This window comes from Sorangium sp. So ce362 (assembly GCF_051519845.1).
In the GTDB taxonomy this organism is placed as follows: domain Bacteria; phylum Myxococcota_A; class Polyangia; order Polyangiales; family Polyangiaceae; genus Sorangium.
This window is the reverse complement of record NZ_CP150332.1, coordinates 7,227,165-7,245,394: the sequence shown is the minus strand read 5'-3', so window position 1 is coordinate 7,245,394 and position 18,230 is coordinate 7,227,165. Positions and strand designations below refer to the sequence as shown.

General features: G+C 69.6%; 13 protein-coding genes. 9 read left to right on the top strand and 4 right to left on the bottom strand.

All coding sequences use genetic code 11. The features are described from left to right. Window positions 1-36: 36 nt before the first annotated feature. From WMF17_RS27610 to WMF17_RS27600, 3 genes are read left to right on the top strand one after another with little or no spacing between them, the layout of a single operon-like run. Window positions 37-1,407, top strand: a complete 1,371-nt coding sequence (locus WMF17_RS27610; protein WP_437596151.1) for an ABC transporter substrate-binding protein — start codon at window positions 37-39, stop codon at window positions 1,405-1,407. Continuing rightward, the gene (locus tag WMF17_RS27605) at window positions 1,404-2,402 is read left to right on the top strand and encodes a carbohydrate ABC transporter permease (RefSeq protein WP_437596150.1); all 999 of its coding nucleotides are present in this window, start codon (window positions 1,404-1,406) and stop codon (window positions 2,400-2,402) included. The genes WMF17_RS27610 and WMF17_RS27605 overlap by 4 nt, the downstream gene beginning before the upstream one ends. Continuing rightward, entirely contained in the window at window positions 2,399-3,265 is an 867-nt protein-coding gene (locus WMF17_RS27600) for a carbohydrate ABC transporter permease (RefSeq protein ID WP_437596149.1), read from the top strand. Before WMF17_RS27605 ends, WMF17_RS27600 begins: the two co-directional genes overlap by 4 nt. A gap of 247 nt (window positions 3,266-3,512) precedes the next feature. On the opposite strand, the gene WMF17_RS27595 is transcribed toward WMF17_RS27600, so the two are convergent. The 4 genes from WMF17_RS27595 to WMF17_RS27580 all read right to left on the bottom strand — a co-directional run bounded on the left by WMF17_RS27595 (window position 3,513) and on the right by WMF17_RS27580 (window position 7,244). Further along, window positions 3,513-4,475 (bottom strand): MBL fold metallo-hydrolase, encoded by a 963-nt coding sequence (locus tag WMF17_RS27595; RefSeq protein WP_437596148.1) that lies wholly within the window; start codon window positions 4,473-4,475, stop codon window positions 3,513-3,515. A gap of 38 nt (window positions 4,476-4,513) precedes the next feature. Further along, complete coding sequence (locus tag WMF17_RS27590; protein ID WP_437596147.1) at window positions 4,514-5,485, bottom strand: aldo/keto reductase; 972 nt, start codon at window positions 5,483-5,485, stop codon at window positions 4,514-4,516. A gap of 110 nt (window positions 5,486-5,595) precedes the next feature. Further along, on the bottom strand, window positions 5,596-6,636 hold the full coding sequence (locus tag WMF17_RS27585) for a methyltransferase (protein ID WP_437644114.1): 1,041 nt from the start codon (window positions 6,634-6,636) through the stop codon (window positions 5,596-5,598). Window positions 6,637-6,803: 167 nt separating this feature from the next. After that, the gene (locus WMF17_RS27580) at window positions 6,804-7,244 is read right to left on the bottom strand and encodes a hypothetical protein (RefSeq protein ID WP_437596145.1); all 441 of its coding nucleotides are present in this window, start codon (window positions 7,242-7,244) and stop codon (window positions 6,804-6,806) included. Window positions 7,245-7,376: 132 nt separating this feature from the next. On the opposite strand from WMF17_RS27580, the gene WMF17_RS27575 reads away from it, so the two are divergent. The 6 genes from WMF17_RS27575 (at window position 7,377) to WMF17_RS27550 (ending at window position 18,108) form a co-directional block, all read left to right on the top strand. After that, window positions 7,377-8,447 carry an NAD(P)H-dependent flavin oxidoreductase gene (locus WMF17_RS27575; RefSeq protein ID WP_437644113.1) on the top strand — a complete coding sequence of 357 codons (1,071 nt, stop codon included), beginning with the start codon at window positions 7,377-7,379 and terminating at the stop codon, window positions 8,445-8,447. A 471-nt stretch (window positions 8,448-8,918) separates the two neighbouring features. Beyond that, window positions 8,919-10,262: an aspartate aminotransferase family protein gene (locus tag WMF17_RS27570; RefSeq protein ID WP_437644112.1), complete on the top strand. Its 1,344-nt coding sequence runs from the start codon at window positions 8,919-8,921 to the stop codon at window positions 10,260-10,262. An 85-nt stretch (window positions 10,263-10,347) separates the two neighbouring features. After that, window positions 10,348-11,337: a diiron oxygenase gene (locus tag WMF17_RS27565; RefSeq protein ID WP_437596142.1), complete on the top strand. Its 990-nt coding sequence runs from the start codon at window positions 10,348-10,350 to the stop codon at window positions 11,335-11,337. Between the two features lie 160 nt (window positions 11,338-11,497). Further along, entirely contained in the window at window positions 11,498-15,880 is a 4,383-nt protein-coding gene (locus WMF17_RS27560) for an amino acid adenylation domain-containing protein (RefSeq protein ID WP_437644111.1), read from the top strand. 119 nt (window positions 15,881-15,999) lie between these two features. Beyond that, window positions 16,000-16,914, top strand: coding sequence for a hypothetical protein (locus tag WMF17_RS27555; protein WP_437644110.1), 915 nt, complete (start codon window positions 16,000-16,002; stop codon window positions 16,912-16,914). 15 nt (window positions 16,915-16,929) lie between these two features. Further along, on the top strand, window positions 16,930-18,108 hold the full coding sequence (locus tag WMF17_RS27550) for a benzoate/H(+) symporter BenE family transporter (protein WP_437651402.1): 1,179 nt from the start codon (window positions 16,930-16,932) through the stop codon (window positions 18,106-18,108). The last annotated feature ends 122 nt before the right edge of the window (window positions 18,109-18,230 follow it).

Genomic DNA, 18,230 nt, shown 5'->3' with positions numbered 1-18,230 from the left:
AGCCCTCCGCGGTGGGATTGCGTGAGCAGACGGCAGATGCAGAGGGGGCGAGCACCGATTGCGCGAGGGGACGCCGGGCGGCTGCCGGGCCGTCGCGAGCTCCTCGCCGGCGTCGGGGCGACTGCGGGTCTGCTGCTGCTCGGCTGTCGCGGTGAGCCGGTCGACGTGCGGGAGCAGGCCGCCATCGCCGCCGGCGGCAGCCGGGGTTACGCGGGCCCGGCCGTCGAGCTCTCGTTCTGGACGGGCTTCACCGGGGGCGACCGGCCGCCGATGCAGCGGCTCGTCGAGCGGTTCAACCGCGAGCACGACAACATCACGGTGCGGATGAGCGTGAACCGCTGGGGCGACTTCTACCAGAAGCTGCCGGCCGCGGTCGACAGCGAGAGCGGCCCCGACGTGGCCGTCATGCACGCCGACCAGCTGGCCACGGCCGCGGTCCACCGCACCCTCCTCCCGCTCGACGAGGTGACCGAGGCGCTCGGCCTCGGCGCCGCCGACTTCTCCGAGACGCTCTGGAACGCCGGCGTCTTCCGGGGCCGTCGTTACGGCGTCCCCCTCGATATCCACCCGCTCGGCCTCTACTACAACCGCGCCGTGCTGGCCGACGCCGGCCTCGACGACGCCGCGCTGCCTCGCTCCCGGCGCGACTACATGGCGGTCCTCGAGCACCTCCGGCAGAGGGGGATCCAGGGATCGTGGGTGTCGCCTGTCCTGTTCACCGGCGGGCTGATGTTCCAGTCGATCCTGTGGCAGGCGGGCGGCGAGCTGTTCTCGGAGGACGGCGCCCGGGCGATGTTCAACTCCGAGGCCGGCGTCGAGGCGCTCGGCTTCATGCTCGAGCTGGTCCGGCGAGGCTACAGCCCGCGCGACGTCGGCCAGGACGCCGACAGCATCGCCTTCACCAACAACCGGAACGCCTTTCTCTGGAACGGCATCTGGATGATCAACATCTACCGGGCGATCCCCGGGCTCCGGTGGGGTGTCCTCCCGGTGCCTGTCATCGGCGCGCAGCCGGCGGTCTGGGGCAACGCGCACCACCTCGTGCTTCCGCGGCAGCCATCGACCGGCGCCGGCCGCCTGAGGGCGTCGGTTGTGTTCCTCGCCTGGCTGAGCGAGCACTCCCTCGAGTGGGCGGGGGCCGGCATGGTGCCGGCCCGGCGGGCGGCGCGCGAGAGCGCCGCGTTCGGGCGGATGACGGAGCAGGCGATCTTCGCCGAGCAGCTCCCGGTGGTCCGCTTCCCGCCGGCGTTCCCCGGGGTCGACTCGGTGCGCGCGTCCACCCTCGATCTCGCGGTGAACGAGGCCGTGCTGCTGCGGGCCGCGCCGCGCGAGGCCCTGAACCGCGCCGCCCGCGAGGCCGACGCGCTGCTCGCGACCAACCTGAAGAAGTTCGCGAGGGCCCTGTGACCGCGGTCGACGTCCCCCTCGTGGAGCCCGGCCGGGCCGAGGCGGACGGCGTCCCGCAGAGCGCCCCCGGCGTCGGTCGGCTCCGGGAGCGCGGCCTCGCGCGGCCGCGCCGGTGGGCTCCCTACCTGTTCCTCGCGCCGTACCTCGCGCTGTTCGGCCTCTTCGTCGCGGCGCCGATCGTCCTCGGCGCGTGGATAAGCCTCCACGACTGGGACCCCTACCTGCCGTCGCGGCCGTGGGTCGGCCTCGACAACTACGCGGATCTGTTCCGGTCCGGCTCGCCGACCCGCGGCAATTTCTGGCGCGCGCTGCGGGCCACCGCGCTGTTCACGGCGCTGAGCGTGCCTGTCCTCGTGACGCTCCCGCTGCTGCTCGCCCTCGCGCTCAACCGGCGATTTCCCGGCCGATCGTTCTTCCGGGCGATGTTCTTCGCCCCCTACGTGCTCGGCGTGGCGGTCGTGGCCCTGATGTGGCGGCTCCTGCTCGACCCGCACATCGGCGTGATCAACCACCTGCTGGGGAAGCTGGGTTTGCCCGCCGACACGGGCTGGACCACGGCGGTGCCGTGGGTGTGGGTCTCGCTTGTGGGCATGACGGTGTGGTGGACGCTCGGCTACAACGCCGTGATCTACCTGGCCGGGCTGCAGAACATCCACCGGGAGCTCTACGACGCTGCCCGCATCGACGGCGCGACCCGCTGGCAGCAGCTCCGCCACGTCACGGTGCCGGGGCTCAGGCCGGTGTTCGTGTTCGTCGTGACGATGACCGTCCTCGGGTCGGCCAACATGTTTGGGCAGGCCTATCTGATGACCGGGGGCGGTCCTGGCAGCGAGACGCGCACGACGATCATGTACATCGCCGAGGAGGGGTTCCGTAACTTCCGCCTCGGCGCCGCGGCGGCCATGAGCTACGTCCAGGCGTTCTTGCTCGCGCTCGTGAACCTCGGCATGTTGCTCCTGTTCTTCGGCCGGCGCGGCGGCGGGGACGCTCGATGAGGCGCCGGCGGGCCGACGACAGCTATCCTGTCCGCCGCCGGCAGATCGGGAGTGTCCTGTCGTATGCCGCGCTGCTCCTCCTCGCCGTTGTCTACCTCGCTCCGGTGATCTGGATGGCGCTCACCTCGCTCAAGTCGCCGCCGGAGGCGACGGCGGTGCCGCCCACGCTCTTGCCCGCGCGGGCGACGCTCGAGAGCTACGAGGCGCTCGCGGGCTCGAGCTCCGGGGCGCCGGTGCTCCGCTGGCTCCTGAACAGCGTCCTGGCCGCCGTGGCCCATGCGCTGCTCGTGCTGGCCACGGCGGCCCCGGCGGCGTATGCGCTCGCGCGCATGGAGTTCCGCGGCAAGCGGCTCGTGCTCGCCGCGGCCCTCGCGACGCTGTTCATCCCGCCGATCCTGTTCCTGCCCGCGAACTACCTGATCGTCCGGGCCCTCGGCTGGCTCGACAGCCTCCCGGCCCTCGTCGTGCCGCCGGCCGCCTCGGCGTTCGGCGTCTTCTTCCTGCGCCAGTTCTTCCTCGGGCTCCCGAGGGAGCTCGAGGAGGCCGCCGCGCTCGACGGCGCCAGCCGTCTCCAGGTCTTCTGGAAAATTGTACTGCCTCTGTCGAAGCCGGCCCTGGCCACGCTGGCCGTGCTCAGCCTGCTGAGCAACTGGAACGACTTTCTCTGGCCCATCTACGTGCTGTTCAACCCGGAGAAGCTCACGCTGTCGCCTGGCCTCGCGCTGCTCCAGGCGGCCCACGCCACCGATTACGCGCTCGTCACGGCGGGCGCGGTGGTGGCGAGCGTCCCGGTCCTCGCGGTCTTCATCGCCGCGCAGCGGTACGTGATCGAGGGCGTCGCCCGCACCGGCCTGAAGGGGTGATCCGCGGCGCGCCACGGCGGCGCGACGGCAAGGACATTGGCTGTCCGCGCGTCATCGCCTCTGCTTGACCCGGAGTCGCGCTCGGGGGAAGCTCTCTGTCCTCGGCGGCTGGCGGCGCCCCTTTTGCGCGCGGCCGAGCCGCCGCGATGTGCCGGCTGCCAGGGACGACGGCTGGTGTGTGCTTGGCTTATCTTTTCTTCACGCCTTCACGCTTGCCATGGTGATTGAATGACCCTTTCTGGCTGCTTCAGCGCGGCCGTCGCGCGAGCTCGCCCATGAGGCCGAAGAGCTCGACCGGGCCGGGCGGGGTGAGCTTCCCTCCGCTGAACTCGCGGTAGAGCGTGTGCACGTTCACCGCGATGCGCTCCGCGTCGCTCCAGCTCGCGTAGTCGGCGAGCGCGATGTCGCGGGCGGCGTCGGCCGGGGGCATGCCGGCGTCGTAGCGGCGCCGCGCCTCGTCGCGGATGTACACGAGGTAATCGCGGACCGCGCGCACGCCGGCGCGATCCGTGATGGGCCCGTGCCCCGGGACGATGACGTCGGCGTCCAGCGCGAGGATGGTGTCGCACGCCTTGATCCAGTTGCCGACGGGCCCTGCCCACAGGATCGGCGTCACGTCGATGAAGAGGATGTCTCCCGTGTAGATCGCGCGGTCCGCGGGCACGTGCACGAGCAGATCGCCCTTCGTGTGGGAGGGGCCCACCTCGATGAGGCGGACCTCCTTGCCCCCGACCGCGACGGTCAGCTCCCCCTCGAAGACCCGGGTCGGCGCCGTGGGGACGATCCCGTCGAAATCGAAGGCGCCGAAGCAATGGACGAGGTACTCGCCCAGCGCGCCGGCGGCGCCGCTGCGCGCCTGTCGCATCAGCATGGCGAGCATCGGCGCGGGGATCTCATCCATCTCGGCGGCGCCGGCGCGCGTGGCGATGATCGTCGCGCCCTCGACGAGCGCGTTGCCGTAGCAATGGTCGCCGTTCGCGTGGGTGTTCACGACCGTGCCTATCCGCGCCGCGGCGGGGGTCGCCGCGCGCATGGCGTCGAGCATCTCGCGCGTGCGCTTCAGGTCGAAGAGCGTGTCGACGAGCAGGGCCTCGCCGTCCGAGGTGACGAGCCCCGCGTTGCTGAGCCCCCAGGTGCCGGCCGGCTGGAGATACGCAAAGCAGCCGTTGCCGACGTCCTGCAGCCCTTGATCATACCGCCATCGACTCATGTTCATCTCCTTGTGCACGAGCGTTTCCCGGCGCGGCGCTACCAGGCGAAGGCCTCCGGCGCCTCGCCGCCGGGGCCGGGGAACACCTCGTCGAGGCGCTTCAGGTGCTGCGGGGTCAGCTGGATCTCGAGGGCGCGAAGGCTCCCGTCGAGCTGCTCGGCGGTGCGCGGGCCGATGATGGGCGAGGTCACGACCGGGTTCTGGAGCAGCCAGGCCAGGGCCACGTCGGCGGGCTTCTCGCCGAGCTCGGCGCAGAACGCCTCGTAGGCCTCCAGCTTGGCGCGGCTCTTCTCGATGCGCGCCTGCGCGTCGGCCGAGGCGCGCCGGCCCTCGCGCGCCTTCTGGAGGGCGCCGCCGAGCAGCCCCCCGGCGAGCGGGCTCCAGGGCAGGACGCCGAGGCCGAACGCGCGGCAGGCGGGCAGGACCTCCAGCTCGACGGTGCGCGCGCTCAGGTTGTACACGCACTGCTCCGAGACGAGGCCGAGGAAGTGCCGCTGCGCGGCGAGGCCGTTCGCCTGCGCGATGTGCCAGCCGGCGAAGTTGCTGCTGCCGACGTAGAGGACCTTGCCCTCGCGGACGAGCTGCTCCATCGCCTGCCAGATCTCGTCCCAGGGCGTCTCGCGATCGATGTGGTGCATCTGGTAGAGGTCGATATGGTCGGTCTGCAGGCGGCGCAGGCTCTCCTCGCAGGCGCGGCGGATGTGATAGGCCGAGAGCCTCCTGTCGTTCGGCCCTTCGCCCATGGCGCCGTAGACCTTCGTGGCGAGGACGGTGCGGTCGCGCCGCTCGCCGCCCTGGGCGAGCCAGCGCCCGACGATCTGCTCGGTGATCCCCTCTCCGCGCTTCCGGCCGTACACGTTGGCCGTGTCGAAGAAATTGATCCCGTGCTCCAGGGCCCGGTCCATGATGGCGAAGCTGTCGGGCTCGCTGGTCTCCGGGCCGAAGTTCATCGTGCCGAGGCAGAGGGGGCTGACCTTCAGGCCGGTGCGTCCGAGATTGCGGTAGTTCATGGTGCCGGGGAGGGTAGCAACGCGCCCCGCGCGCCGTCCACGCGCAACCGCTGAACGCGCCGTAGGGTTTCGCCGGAGTCACGCGTCCGTGAGCCGGCACAAGGCCGGTCTCAGCGATCGAGGGGCTTTCTGGCGCTGATGAGCGAGTATCCGGCGTACGCCGGCATGACGGACACGTCCGTGAACCCGCACCCGCGGACGAGCTCGTCGAGCTCGCCGGCCGTGAGCTGCTTGCCGGGGGTCAGATACACCATGTTCATGGAGCTCAGCGCCGCCGTGAGCGGGCCGTCCTGCCCGTCCGCGAGCAGGAGCTCGTAGATGAGGACGCGGCCGCCCGGGGGCAACACATCGAAGCTGCGCTGGATCAAGCGCTGCCGGCGCGCGCTGTCCCAGTCGTGGAGGACGTTGGCGAAGAAGATCACGTCGTGACCCGGAGGCCACGCGTCGCGGAACATGTCGAGCGCCGCCACGTCGATGCGCTCCTCGAGGCCGTGCTCCGCGACGTACTGCCTCGTCGTCTTGCACACGGGCGGCAGCTCGGCGACCGTGAACCGCACGCGCGGATTCTGCCGCGCCAGGGCGATGCTGAAGCAGCCAGAGCCGCCGGCGACGTCGAGCAGGCGCTCCACGCCCGTCAGCTCGACCCGCTGCGCGAGCCCGACCGCCGTCGCGAAGGAGTGGCTGTGCATCGCCCGGGTGAAGACGAACGCCCGCTCCTCCGACAGGTCGACATGGTCCCACGCCTCCGTGATGGCCTTGCCGGCGTCCCACGCGACGGCCCCGTCCCGCCGCAGGGTCTCCAGCAGGGTGCTGTGCGAGACCGGGACCTGACCGATCAACCGCAACATGTGGCCCCAGTAGAACGGCCTGCCCGGGAGCAAGAAGTTGCGGGACGTCTCGGTGAGGTGGAACTTGCCCTGAAACCGGGCCAGGAGCCCCATTCCGGCCAGGGAGGCCAGGAGCGCCTCGGTCGCGCGGAAGCTGAGAGAGAGCTGTCTGGCCAGCTCCGCGATGCCCGTGGGCTCCCGATCGAGATGCGAGAACACGCCGAGCTCGTCCGCAACGCTGAGGATGGGCAGCTGAAAGATCGATAACGAGAGCTGCCGTATCAGAGAGTCGTCACAGGTGGGCTTTTCGAGGTCCATGGGCATCGATCCGTTCCTCCGTTCTGCTCAAGAAGGGATTCGGGCGCCGGCGCGGCCGGTGTTCGATCCATTCTACACATACCTGAGCGCTGTCGGGTCTGCCCGGGCGTTGCTTTCCGCCTCGCGGCCCCCGCCATTTCTATCGGTCGCCGCGCGCCGGCCGGTCAGCAGGCTCACTTGGCCAGCTTGATCACCGAGGCAGGCGCCTCGTCGGTAGCCCATGTCGTCCAGTAGAGGGCGCGGCAGTCCTGCGCGAGGCTGCGGACGTAAGCGGCGCTGTCGGCGAGCGGCTCCGGCGCGCCGCCGGAGGAGCGCACCCGCTGGAGCTGGTTATCGCCGCCGCTGTACCAGTAGACGAAGGTGGAGTCCACCAGGAGGCGCGCGGGGTAGTCCGCCGACGCGAGCACCCCTGCGCCGGAGCCGTCCTTGTTCGCGGCGTGGATGTTGCCGCCGACGATCCAGTAGATGCGCTCGCCGACCGCGATGTCCCCGGGCAGATCGTCGCCCTCGACGCGCGTCGACGCGACGGTTCCCGTAGAGAAGCCGGAGGGGCGGGGGCGTTCGCTGTGCCGCTTGGTTGAAATATTTCTCGTCGCGGGAGAGGGAGAGCTCAAGGCAGCGGCGTGTGCCGGCGGGCGGATTCAGCGTCGACGTCGCGCGTTATCCTCCGTTGCCCGCGCCGAGATCCACGCTAGGGTTCCACGCAGAAAGCCCTGTTATCGGGCACCCACCGCGAGGTCCTGAAGATGTGGCCCGACACGCAATTGACGAGGGCGCTCGGCGTCGCGTTGCCCATTGTCCAGGGGCCGATGGCCGGCGGCGTGACGACACCTCAGCTGGTCGCCGCGGTCGCGAACGCCGGAGGACTGGGCTCGCTCGGCGCCGGGTACATGGATGCCGAAGCGATCCGGAGCGCCATCAGGGAGATTCGCGCGCTGACCGGACGCCCCTTCGCCGTCAACGTCTTCGTCGGCGAGCCTCGGGCCGAGGCGGCGAGCGGGGTCGACAAGGTCAACGAGGCGATGCTCGTCTATCGGAGAGAGCTCGGGCTCGAAGCGCCGACCCAGCTCAAGGGCGTCCCGCTCCTCGATGAGCAGCTGCACGTCGTCCTGGAAGAGCGCGTGCCCATCCTCAGCTTCACGTTCGGGGTGCTCTCCGCGGCGTGGTTGCAGCGGCTTCACAGCGCGGGCTGCTCGGTGATGGGGACCGCGACAACCGTTCGAGAAGCCGCCGCGCTGGCCGACGCCGGCGTCGATCTCGTCGTGGCCCAGGGCGCCGAGGCCGGCGGACATCGAGGGACGTTTCTCGCGCCGGTCGACCGCTCGATGGTCGGGCTCGTGGCGCTGCTCCCGCAGATCGTCGATCAGGTCCGCGTACCGGTCGTCGCCGCCGGGGGGATCATGGATGGCCGGGGTATCGTGGCCGCCCTGGCGCTCGGGGCGGCAGGGGTCCAGCTCGGGACGGCGTTCCTGCCGTGCCCGGAGAGCGGCGCTCACCCGAAGCACAAGGACGCGGTCCTCTCTGCGACGGACGAGAGCACGGTGCTCACCCGGGTCTTCTCGGGCAAGCCAGCGCGCGGCATCGCGAACCGATTCATCGCCGAGATGAGCCGTCACGACGACGCCATCCCGCCCTATCCGATCCAGCACGAGCTCACCACGGACATCCGGCGGGCTGCCGCGGCAGCAGGACGCGCGGAGCTCATGTCGCTGTGGGCCGGACAGGCGGCCGGCATGAGCTCGAGCCGCCCGGCCGGCGAGGTCGTCACAAGCTTGAATGCTCAGGTCGAGACCCTCCTGCGCCGGCTGCGCGGATGACGTGACCCCCACGGGTCGCCCGCGACCCTTCACGCGGTCGCGCGTCCACACGACGCCGCTCGTCGGCTCCCTGTAGGCTCGACCCCGAGATCGCGGGCACGTCAGCGCGGGAACGCGCTTGCTCGATCGGGCAATGCCGTGATCGAACCGCGACGGCGCGGCGCCGGCCGTCGCGGCGATCGGCGAGACTTCCGGCCACATCGCCGCTGGCATGCGCGGTGCAACGCCACGTCGCCAGGCAGCGTCGCCAAGGCAGCGTCGCCGAAGGCAACGTCGTCATCAGCCCAGCCGGGCCCCTGATCCTCAGCGACCAGGAGATCGCCGACGCGTTCGCGTCAGCGCATGAGCTTGCTCGGGTGTGCCGGACTGGCCCTGCCAGTCGCCTCTCCCCGGAGCTCCTCCCTGGTTCCTCGCCCCGGGGCCCGCTGAGCAGAGCCGTCGAACAACCATCGCAGTGGACATCTATCTACCATGAGATTCACCACCAAATCAGCCAATCTGTTCATGCACGGCCGCTCGGTCATGCCGGATGGGGTCAGCTCCCCGATGCGCGCGTTCGCGCAGGTCGGGGGCAACCCGATCTGCGCCGCCTGGGCCAGAGGGTCAAAGATCATGGATGTGGACGGCAACGTCTACACCGACTTCCTGAACGCGTTCGGCGCGCTCCTCCTCGGTCATGCGCGAGACGAGGTGGTCGAGGCAGTCTCCAGACAGGCCTCTCTGGGCACCGTCTACGGCCTCTCCACCGCGCTCGAGTATGAGCTCGCGGAGAAGATCGTCGCGAGCACACCGTCGATCGACAAGATCCGCTTCGTGTGCAGCGGGACCGAGGCGGTCATGACCGCCGCGCGCATCGCGAGAGCCCACACCGGCAGGAGCCTCCTGGTCAAGTTCGGCGGCGCGTACCACGGGCACTCCGATGCTCTGCTGGCGACGCCGCTGAACCTCGGCCCGGCAGCGGTGAAGATGAAGGGCGCGACCCAGGGCGTCGCCGAGCAGCTGAACCGCGAGGTGCTGCTGTGCGAGTACAACGACGAGGACCAGCTCGAAGCGCTGTTCTCCGCGCACGGCCCCCAGATCGCGGCCGTCCTGGTCGAGCCCTTCGCCACCAACATGGGCTTCGTCGAGCCGCGGCCTGGGTTTCACGCGCGGATCAGGGCGCTGTGCGACCGTCACGGCGCGCTGCTCATCTTCGACGAGGTCGTCACCGGCTTCAGGTTCAACTTCGGTGGTGTCTGCAACTCGCTCGGCATCGACCCCGACCTCGTGACCTTCGGGAAGATCATTGGCGGCGGCGCGCCGATCGGCGCCTACGCAGGAAAGGCGCGCTACATGCGGCACGTCGCCGTCGGCAACAGGGTGTTCCAGTCCGGGACGTTCGCGGCCAACCCGCTCACGATGGCGGCCGGCAACGCCGCGCTCGACGTGCTGGCGCGCCCCGGCTTCTACGAGGCGCTGGACGCCAGAGGCTCCTGGCTCGAGGCCGCGATCCGGCGCCAGCTCGCGGCGCGGCACATCCCGTTTCACTTCTCCCGCCATGGAGCGCTCGCCGGCGTCGCCTTCCGCGACAGCCGGGAGCCGATGAGGTCGTACAGGGACGTCAAGACCCAGGACTACGACGTCTTCAAGAAGGTTCACGCTCGTCTGCTGGAGCGCGGCTTCCTGATGCCACCTTCGCTCGAGGAGCCGATCTTCATATCGGCCGCCCACAGCCTCGACGACCTCACCTCGCTGGCCGAGGCGCTCGCCGAGTCGATCCAGCTGTCCAGGGCCGAGCGGGCGGCCGCGGACGGCCAGCCGACGTCGGCCGTCTGACGCGCTCCGAGCGCGCCGCCCGCATCACGAAGAGCACTTCATGTCACAGGCCATCATTTCACCCGAACGCAAGGGAGATCCACTCATGAGCCCCATCGCAGCGCGGAGCGCATCGGCAGATCCGGAATCGGTCGAGAGGTGGTATGCCTCGGCCACGGTCCGCAACAGCCCGCGGATCGTCGTGCCGGACACCGCCCACGGCGAGTACATCTTTCCACGCTCACGCCAGCCGTTGAGCGAGCACCCCATCGTAACGGGCCTGGGCGAGGACGCGATCTCGTTCGTCCTCACCCAGTCGGCCTACAGGTACATGTACGAGATCGGCCTCCTCGAGACGCGGTACGTCATCGATTGCGCTCTCAACATCGTCAACAACGAGATCAAGGGCGCGAGCGACGTCGAGAAGCGAGAGGCGCTGGCCATCGTGATCGACGAGGGCTACCACGCCTACGTCGCGCTGGATTTCATCATCCAGATGAAGGCGCTGAGCGGCGTCCAGCCCATCGAGGTGCCCGACACCAACGGCAACCTGGACGCCGTACGGCGCGCCTTCGAGGCCCTGCCGCAGCACATGCACCATGACTTCCAGCTCGTCTCCGTGTGCCTCGCGGAGCACACCTTGACGAAGGACCTCTTGAGCATCGGTCGAGAGAAGGACGCGACGCGCACGTTCACGCAGGTCATGACCGACCACGTCTCGGACGAGGGCCGGCACGCGAACTACTTCGCGAGGCTGACGAAGGCCCACTGGGCGCGGCTCCCCGACGCGACGAAGACCGTCATCGCGACGCTGCTGCCGAGCTACCTCGACGACTACCTCGCCGGCGACCCCGCGCGGGGCTTCGACCGGAAGGTCCTGTCCGCGTACGGCCTCGCCGAGAGCCAGGTGAGCCGCGTGATCGACGAGACCAACGAGACCTATCTCGCGAGCATGAACGGAACCATCACGAAGACCAAGGCCAACCTGGTCAAGCTGCTGCAACGCGTCGGAATCATGGACTTCCCGGCCACGAGGGCCGCGTTCCTCGCCCACGACGCGAGCGCCGCGCTGACGTCGACGATCCGCGCGGCCTGACACGGGCCGCGATCACCCCCCCGACCGCGCCGACCCTCGAGCGAGCCGACGAGGCGCTCCGGCCGGCGGTCGACACGGCTGGCTTCGACTTACAGCTGTCGCGCACGAACAAAACACACCATGAGACCCATCGCAGGGATCTTCGAGGAAGACACGCAGTATGTTGATTCATCAGATAGATTCAATCGCCAGCAGCACGCCAGGCCGCCTCGCCGTTGTCGCCGGCGAGCGCCGCCTGAGCTTTGGCGAGCTGGTGCGGCGGGCGAATGAGCTGGCCGCGTTCCTGGCGGAGGCTGGCAACTCGGACGGCGCGCTGGTCGCGCTCTACATGCAGCGGACGGCGGACGCGCTGGTGGCCCTGGTCGGCGTGATGAAGGCCGGCGCCGCGTACACGGTCGTGGAGGACGACGGGAACCCCGCAGAGAACATGAACCGCCTCGCGTCGATCAACGCGCGCGTCATCCTCTGCGAGCGAGAGCGCCTCGCTTCGCTGCGGGCGCTCGGCTTGCCCGCGATCTGCGTCGACGACGCGCGCCGCCCCTCCGCCGAGGTCGCGTTGCCGCCGGTGACCGCGGAGCAGGTCGCCTACGTGCTGTACACCTCCGGTTCGACCGGAAAGCCGAAGGGCGTCGCCGTCACCCACGGCAATATCGCGCACTACACCTCGGCGATCGCCGCCCGCCTGAGCGTCGAGCCGGGCCTCCGGTACGCCCACGCCAGCACCCTCGCGGCTGACCTGGGCAACACATCGCTGTTCCTCTCGCTGTACACGGGCGGCTGCCTCCACCTGATCGACGCACGGACGAGAAAGGACCCGGCCGCGCTGCGCGGCTACCTGAGCGACAACCAGATCCAGTTCTTGAAGATCACGCCTTCCCACTGGAACGCGATCTTCTCCCTCGCGACAGAGCGGCGCGACGAGGCGCTGCGGCTGCTCTACCTCGTGCTCGGCGGGGAAGCGCTGCCTGTCAGCCTCGCCCGGAGGATCCTGGACTCCGGCCTCGTCCGCACGCTCGCGAACCACTACGGCCCGACGGAGACGACCGTGGGCGTCACCGCCTATCCGATCGCGGGAGTCCAGCAGATAGCCGAGCTGCGATCGGACTCGGTGCCGATCGGCCGCGCGCTCGGCAGCACGGTGTTGAAGGTCCGCTGCGAGGACGGCGTGTTCCGCGAGAGCGGCGCGAGAGGAGAGCTGTACATCGGAGGCCCCTCCGTCGCCGCCGGCTACGTCGGGGATCCCGCCGCCACCGAGAGGAGCTTCGTCCTGATCGGCTCAGGCGAGGAGGCGCCCGGGCGGTTCTACAAGACCGGAGATTACGTGTCGATCGACGACGACGGCGTGGCCCTGTTCCTCGGGCGCGTCGATCGCCAGGTCAAGGTCAACGGCTACCGGGTGGAGCTCGAGCACATCGAGAGCGTGCTGCGCACGGTCGAGGGCGTCAGCGAGGCGGCCGTCTTCTTTCCGGAGGTCAGGGGCAAGAACCGGATCGTCGCCGCGCTCACGGGCCCGAAGCCCGACGACCCTCTCGACTGGCTGAAGACGCGGCTCGAGCGCCTCGTGCCAGAGCACATGATCCCGAGCGTCTTTCTGCCGATGGAGCAGCTCCCGCGCAACGAGAATGGCAAGACCGATCTGAAGGCGCTGAAAGAGCAGGTGCTGTCGCGGCTGGCCGAGGCGCCGCCGCGCGGCGCCGAGCGCCCGGCCGACGCTCCTCCCGCCGGATCCCCGCTCGGGCAGGAGGTGCGCGCGCTGTGGCAGCGCGCTCTCCAGGTGGATTCCTTCGGCGACGACGACGACTTCTTCGATCTGGGCGGCGACTCGCTGGACGCGATCCAGATCATCGCCGAGCTGCAGGTCAAGGGCCACGCGGTGACCGCGCACTCGTTCCTGAAGAGCCCGACCGTGTCGGGCCTGCTCCAGGCCATCCGCGACGGCGCCCGGGCGCTGCTGCCCCGGAGCGGCAAGCAGGCTGCCGGAGAGAGCCGCTCGTTCTCGGCCGCCCAGGACTTCTTCTTCCGTCAACAGCTGGCCGCTCCCGACCACTACAACCAGGCGGTCCTCCTCGAGTGCGGCGTGGAGGTCGACGCCGACGTGATGCGCAGGGCCCTCGGGCAGCTCATCTCGAACCACGCTTCGCTGCGTACGGCCTACGGCCGCGACGCCCTCGGCGACCTGGGTCGCGTCGTGGCCGCAGAGGACGCGGAGGGAGCGATGGATGTCTCGTTCATCGCGGCGAACACGAGCGAGGCCTCGTTCGAGGATCACATCGAGGAGGTCTCGCAGCGAGTGCAGCAGTCGCTCTCTCTGGCAGACGGGCGGCTGCTCCGGTGCCACCTGTTCAAGCGCGCGTCGGGGCCAGACCACCTCTTGCTGGTCGCGCACCACGTCGCGGTCGACATGATCTCCTGGCGGGTCCTGGTGTCCGAGCTGGCGAGGCTGTACAGCGACCACCGCGCCGGTACGTGCTCGCCCGTCGCGCCCAGCCGGACGACCTTCTGGGGCTGGGTCGCCCACATCGAGGAGCACAAGAGCACGCTCTACAGCAACGGCGGCGCATGGCTGGACGCGACGGCCGCGGCGGCTCGACTCACCGCGCCCAGGTACGACGCGTCGAACACCGATGGCGCGGCCCACACACTGTGGATCGGCTTCTCCGAGGAGGAGACTCGACTCTTGCTGCGGGACGTGACCACCGACCTGGGGACGCCCATTCACGTGGTCTTGCTGGGCACGTTCGCGTTCTGCCTGGCGCGTCGCCGAGGCCTGAGGGAGCTCGGCGTCGACGTCGAGAGCCACGGTCGGGTCGCGTTCGACGACTCGGTCGACGTCAGCCGCGTCGTCGGGTGGCACACCTCCACGTTCCCGGTGCTCATCGACGTGAGCGAGGGGAGCGTCCGGCACACGGTGGCCTCCGCGGCGTCGGCGGTGCGCGAGGTCCGTGATCTGGGCGTCGCTTACGGCGTGCTGCGCAGGGACGGCGCCCGGGAAGAGCTGCCGGCCACGCCGTCGGCGGCGGTCTGCTACAATTATCTTGGCGACATCGATTTCGGTCACGACCCCCGCTTCCCCGTCACCCCGGCCCGGTACGACATCGGGCGCGCGCGAGCCAAGAGGAACCACCGCGGCCACGAGCTGAAGCTCACCGCCCGGATCGTCGGCGGCCAGCTCGCGCTGGACCTGTCTTTTCCGGGGACATGGGGCGGAGCGGAGATGACAGCGGTGATGCAGGACATGAAGCGTGAGCTCGCCGCGCTGCTCGGATGGAGCGCGCCGGCCCCCCGGATCGTCGCGGAGCCGGGGACGCGCACCGGCCTCATCACGTACGTTCCGCCGGACCTCGTCGCGCAGACCGCCGCGCGGCTCCGGCCGCCGTACGGCGCGGTTCTCCTGACCGGCGCTACAGGCTACCTCGGCGTGCATGTGCTGCACGAGCTGCTGTCGCGGTCGAGGGCGCATGTCTACTGCCTGGTCCGCGGGAAGGAGGGCTCCTCGGCGGCGCAGCGGCTGCGCGCGGCGTTCGACTGGTATTTCCCCGGCGCGTCGCTCGACCGCCTCGTCGGGCGCTGCACCGTGATCGAGGGCGACGTCGCGCTGGAGCTCTTCGGGCTGTCTCCGGGGCTGTACGCGCACCTCGCGGCGGAGACCGACGCGATCTACCACTTCGCCGCCGATACCCGGCTGTTCGGGTCGGACGAGGAGTTTCGCAGGACCAACCTGACTCCGGTGCAAACCTGCATCGAGCTGGCGATGCATCGGCGGCCCAAGGACCTGCACTACATGTCCACGCTGGCGGTCAGCGGCGTCAATCCCGCCCCGGAGCCCGTCAGCTTCTCGGAGGACTCGCTGGACGTGGGGCAGGAGTTCCAGAACCACTACGAGTCGACCAAGTACATGGCGGAGCGCCTGATCAAGGGCTTCGAGGCGGCGGGCGGGCGCGGCTTCATCTACCGCTCCGGGAACGTCTCGGGGCACTCGCGGACCGGACGCTTCCAGCGCAACGCTCGGGAGAACCGCCTCGTCCAGCTCCTGGCCGCCTGCGCCAAGGTGGGGAAGGTGCCGCGGCAGATCGAGGACACGATCGCGCTGAGCCCCATCGACCAGGTCGCCGCCGGCATCGTCGCGATCTCGCTCGATCCCCACACGCGGGGCGGCGTGTTCCACGTCGACAGCCCCTACGAGGTCGCCCTCGAGCAGGTCTTCGACGCGCTGCGGAGGAGCGGCATCGCGCTCGAGCGGTCGGAGCACGCCTCGTTCTCGAGCGTCTTCGGCGCCGTCCGGGAGCAGGAGGACTCGGACCTCGCGCTGGGGTATTTCTGGGCGTCGAGGAAGCCGCGCAACGTCCGCTACAACCACGATAGAACGCACCAGCTGCTCTGGCGGCTCGGATGCTCGTTCTCCGAGCTCGGCGAGGAGTGGCTCTCGAAGTTCACCAGGTCGCTCGCTCGGGAGGGCGTCTTCGGCGCCGTCACGCCGAGCCGGAGGACCGGCCCGGCCGTCATGAGGGGCATTCGCGTGCGGAGCATGAAACGGGCTTCATAGCCTCGCGGCGCGGCGCATCGGCTCGTCCATGCGCCGCGTCGACGTCACGAGGCGGGAGCTTCACGGGCCAACCACCGCCATCAGGGCGAACATCGATCGAGTCAACGACAGGGCGATTCATGGAAACGATCAGCGACAGGTTCAGCATCACGGAGAGAGACATCGAGAGTTACCGGCAAACCGGCTTCGTTCTTCTGAAGAGATTCTTCTCCGAGGACATGGTCCTCTACCTGAGGGACAAGGTGAGGGCGGAGCTCTCCACGCCCACGGACAGCTACCAGAAGGGCTTCAGCAGGCTGGGGTACGACCTGTGCTCCGGCGACGCGGTGATCTACGAGCTGCTGCGCGACCGGAGGTTCCGCGCGGCGATGTCGGCGCTCACCGGGCACCGTCTGTTCTTCACGCAGGGCGTTGGCTTCGAGCTGAAGAGGAATCTCAGCAAGGGCTTCGAGTGGCACATCGAGTCGCAGAGCTTCGGTTTCCACAGGACCGAGGATTACGCCTGCACCATCTGGGCGCCCCTCCACCCCATCGACACGAAGGGTCAGCGCGGCGGCATGAGGTACGTCCCGAAGGACATCATCTCCGGTGAATACATGTACTCTCACGTCGATCCCGCCGTCTTCAGGTGCATGCAGGAGCGGATCGACGCCGGCGGGGTCGCGTTCGAGGACTACGTCGCTCTGCGCGACGGCCCCCTGAACTCCTCCGGCATGAACAACCTGCTCGAGTTCTTCGCCGTCGAGGACGATTACGAGCTCGGGGACATCTTGCTGATGGACAAGTACGTGATCCACAGGAGCGTCCTGCTGGGCGATGGTCCTCTCGAGTCGAGGGACGCGTTCTCCTTGCGGTTCATCTGCGAGACGTCGAGGTACGACCGCGCGCGGGCCCACATGATCGAGATCCCGCGCAACTATTTCAGGTACCCCGGCCCGACGAGGTTCCACCTCGATGTCTGCCAGAACGACGGCGACCGGATCGTGGACAGCCCGTTCTTCCAGGATCGAGAGCAGCGACGGATAGGCGTTTGATCCCCCGGAACCACGATCGGAAGCGACATGGCCCTGGTAAAAGACTTCTCTGTGTCCGCGGTGAACGCGGGGCTCGTGACGGTGCTGGTGGGCTTCACCAGCTCGGCGGCGATCATCTTCCAGGCGGCGGCTGCGCTCGGCGCGACGGAGAGGGAGATCGGCTCCTGGATGTGGGCGCTCGGCCTCGGCATGGGGCTGACCTGCATCGGGCTGTCGCTGCGCTACCGGATGCCCATCGCGACCGCGTGGTCGACCTCGGGCGCGGCGATGCTGATCACCGGGACGGCCGGCGTCTCGATGCGCGAGGCGGTGGGCGCGTTCGTCGTCTCGGGGGGCCTCATCACGCTGTGCGGGTTCACCGGCTGGTTCGAGCGCGCGCTGAACCGCATTCCGATGTCGATCGCCTCTGGCATGCTCTCGGGCGTGTTGCTGCGCTTCGGCCTGGATGCCTTCGCGGCGATGAAGATCCAGTTCGCGATGACGATGGCCATGCTGTGCACCTACCTGCTCGGGCGCCGCCTCCTGCCGCGTTACGCGGTGATCTCGGCGTTGCTCGTGGGCGTGGCCATCGCGGGCGCCCAGGGCCTGCTGCACACGGGCGGCATACGCCTGGAGCTGGCCGAGCCGGTGCTCGTCGTGCCCCGGTTCTCCCTGCACGCGGTGATCGGCGTCGCGTTGCCGCTGTTCGTGGTCACGATGGCGTCGCAGAACGTGCCTGGGGTCGCCGCGCTCCGCACGTCGGGCTACAAGGTGTCGAGCTCGCCGCTCGTCGGCTGGACCGGGGCGACGACCCTGCTGCTGGCGCCGTTCGGTGCCTTTGCCCTGAACCTGTCCACGATCACGGCCGCCATCTGTGTCGGCCGGGAAGCGCACGAGGACCCGGCCAGGCGCTACGTGGCCGCCGTGGCGGCCGGGGTGTTCTACATCATGACCGGGCTGTTCGGCGCGACGATCGGCGCCGTATTCGCGGCGCTCCCCCGCGAGCTCGTGCTGGCGATCGCCGGGTTCGCGCTCCTGGGGACGATCGGGAACGGGCTCGTGTCGGCGCTCGGCCACGAGCGCGAGCGCGAGCCCGCGCTCATCACGTTTCTTGTCACGGCCTCCGGCGTGAGCTCGTTCGGTATCGGCTCGGCGTTCTGGGGGCTCGTCGCTGGCGTCCTGGCGCTGGTGGTCCTGAAGGCAGGACGCTCGTAGATTGTCCCCGGAGCGTCTCCCTGGTTCCCAGCGGAACGGCCGGAGCCAGGGAGGCGCTCCGGGGGACGCGGCGCGAGGGGCCGCCGCGATGGACAGACAGGCGGCGTGATGAGCTCGAGGCG

Excerpts from the sequence above, each read along its gene's own strand:
- WMF17_RS27575 (WP_437644113.1), top strand. The coding sequence starts at position 7,377 with ATGTGGCCCGACACGCAATTGACGAGGGCGCTCGGCGTCGCGTTGCCC.
- WMF17_RS27565 (WP_437596142.1), top strand. The coding sequence starts at position 10,348 with ATGAGCCCCATCGCAGCGCGGAGCGCATCGGCAGATCCGGAATCGGTC.
- WMF17_RS27590 (WP_437596147.1), bottom strand. The coding sequence starts at position 5,485 with ATGAACTACCGCAATCTCGGACGCACCGGCCTGAAGGTCAGCCCCCTC.
- WMF17_RS27570 (WP_437644112.1), top strand. The coding sequence starts at position 8,919 with ATGAGATTCACCACCAAATCAGCCAATCTGTTCATGCACGGCCGCTCG.
- WMF17_RS27600 (WP_437596149.1), top strand. The coding sequence starts at position 2,399 with ATGAGGCGCCGGCGGGCCGACGACAGCTATCCTGTCCGCCGCCGGCAG.
- WMF17_RS27610 (WP_437596151.1), top strand. The coding sequence starts at position 37 with ATGCAGAGGGGGCGAGCACCGATTGCGCGAGGGGACGCCGGGCGGCTG.
- WMF17_RS27555 (WP_437644110.1), top strand. The coding sequence starts at position 16,000 with ATGGAAACGATCAGCGACAGGTTCAGCATCACGGAGAGAGACATCGAG.
- WMF17_RS27560 (WP_437644111.1), top strand. The coding sequence starts at position 11,498 with ATGTTGATTCATCAGATAGATTCAATCGCCAGCAGCACGCCAGGCCGC.
- WMF17_RS27595 (WP_437596148.1), bottom strand. The coding sequence starts at position 4,475 with ATGAGTCGATGGCGGTATGATCAAGGGCTGCAGGACGTCGGCAACGGC.
- WMF17_RS27585 (WP_437644114.1), bottom strand. The coding sequence starts at position 6,636 with ATGCCCATGGACCTCGAAAAGCCCACCTGTGACGACTCTCTGATACGG.